The organism is Streptomyces sp. NPDC051907 (genome assembly GCF_040681075.1).
Classification (GTDB): Bacteria; Actinomycetota; Actinomycetes; order Streptomycetales; family Streptomycetaceae; genus Streptomyces.
Map to the genome: position 1 here is coordinate 1 of NZ_JBFAYB010000234.1, position 1,635 is coordinate 1,635.

The 1,635-nt window shown below is 65.0% G+C and carries 3 protein-coding genes; 2 read left to right on the forward strand and 1 reads right to left on the reverse strand.

Annotated elements, in window-relative coordinates; all coding sequences use genetic code 11:
- Positions 1–369 precede the first annotated feature (369 nt).
- On the reverse strand, positions 370–573 hold the full coding sequence (locus AB0M39_RS42005; RefSeq protein ID WP_365374472.1) for a hypothetical protein: 204 nt from the start codon (positions 571–573) through the stop codon (positions 370–372).
- A gap of 32 nt (positions 574–605) precedes the next feature.
- On the opposite strand from AB0M39_RS42005, the gene AB0M39_RS42010 reads away from it, so the two are divergent.
- Together AB0M39_RS42010 and AB0M39_RS42015 are read left to right on the forward strand one after the other, a co-directional pair.
- Positions 606–1,265, forward strand: coding sequence for a methyltransferase domain-containing protein (locus tag AB0M39_RS42010; RefSeq protein ID WP_365374475.1), 660 nt, complete (start codon positions 606–608; stop codon positions 1,263–1,265).
- A 209-nt stretch (positions 1,266–1,474) separates the two neighbouring features.
- Positions 1,475–1,635 (forward strand): CsbD family protein (locus AB0M39_RS42015; RefSeq protein ID WP_365374478.1); only part of this gene is annotated, 161 nt, incomplete at its 3' end.

Below are 1,635 nucleotides of genomic sequence, written 5' to 3' on the forward strand. Positions count from 1 at the left end.
TTGGAATTCGATGCGGAGATGGCTCGGGAGCGGGCGATCATCGCGGGCCACCCCGCCGACGAGGAGCCGTATGTACAGCCGCGCGACACTCGCGCGTGGTCCGAGGAGGAGTGGCGGGAGATGGGCGAGCCGCCGAGTGAAGAGCCGACGAAGGGGTGACGATGCCGCCGACCGGGGACGAACTCCGCCCTCTGCCGATGTGCCACCCGTGCCGTCGCACCGATTCCAGTTCCCGGGCAGAGCAGTCCAGGGGGGCCGTTCCTGCGGTCGGCCCGACCACGGAGTCGACCGCCGCACCCTGAAACGACCCTCGAGGACGTTGAGGTGCGCCGTGGGGGCGATGTTCCGATGTTCACTCTGCGGGGCGTGTCAGTGGGGCAGCTTGGTGGTGCGCTCAGGGTGGACGGCGGTGATGTAGCGCATGGCAGTACCGTCGCTGATGCCGAATACGCGCATGAGGTGGAGATGGACGTGCAGGTGCTCGACTACGACCTCGCGGCCGCAGTCGCGGAGTGCTCGGGCCAGGAGTTCGGTAAGACCGCTGGCAATCTTCCGGACTAAGAAAGTGATCACGTGGGCAGCGGGCCCTCACTAGAGTCGCCCGCATGCCTGATCTCTCCTACCTCGCCGCCGTCCGAGAGTCGTACGACACTGTCGCCTCCGACTACTTCGAACAGGTCAAGCCTCCGGCGGAGCTGGATCCGCTGTCACGAGGGATGCTGAACGTCTTCGCAGAGGTGGTGCGAACGGCCGGCCTCGGGCCCGTCGCCGACCTGGGATGCGGGCCCGGCAAAGTCACGGCCTACCTTGCCGAGCGGCAAGTGCGCGCGTTCGGCATAGACTTATCGCCCGCCATGGTCGAGCTGGCCCGTAGTGCCCACCCAGATCTGCGTTTCAGCGTCGGCTCGATGACCTCGCTCCCGATCGAGGACGACAACCTCGGCGGCATCCTCGCGTATTACTCCACCCACCACACTCCACCGACGTTGCTGCCCGTGGTGTTCGGCGAGTTCCACCGCACTCTCGCGCCAGGCGGTTGTTTGATGCTGGCCGGCCACGTAGGGGCCGGCCAGCATCTACGTCCCGCACAGGCATACGGCGGTCATCCAGTGACTTACGAGTCCTACCTGCTGCCGCCTGATCGGATTGCCGAACTCCTGAAGCAGGCCGGGCTCGTCCTCACCGCACGTCTGGTAGAGGAGCCAAAGGAAGGGGCTGACAGGACGCTCGCTACCTTTATTGCCCACAAGCCCGAACGGTCATGAGGTTCGAAGCCGGTCTGGGGGGTTGAAGTGGAGTCGGTGAAGACGGGCAAACCGAGGTCGACCAGTCGCCCCCGGCCGGGATTCGTACGACCACCCCCAACGGCTCGCCAAGGACAAAGTCAGCGGAATTGTGCCTAAGCGACCCATTCGTGGGTAGGGGCAAAGCAGGTTTATGACCACGCCACGCAGTGGTGTGGGAGGTGAAAGAGATGGCAGCAGGCAAGAAGGCCAGCAACGCAGCCAAGAAGGCCAAGGGCAAGGTAAAGGAAACCACGGGCCAGGCCATCGGCAACGAAAGCCTGGAGGCGAAGGGGGTCCGCGAGCAGATGGCGGGCGATGCGAAGCAGACCGTTCAGAAGGCCAAGGACAC

What these genes read in the sequence shown, in the direction of transcription:
- AB0M39_RS42010 (WP_365374475.1), top strand. Translation starts at nt 606, where the DNA reads ATGCCTGATCTCTCCTACCTCGCCGCCGTCCGAGAGTCGTACGACACT.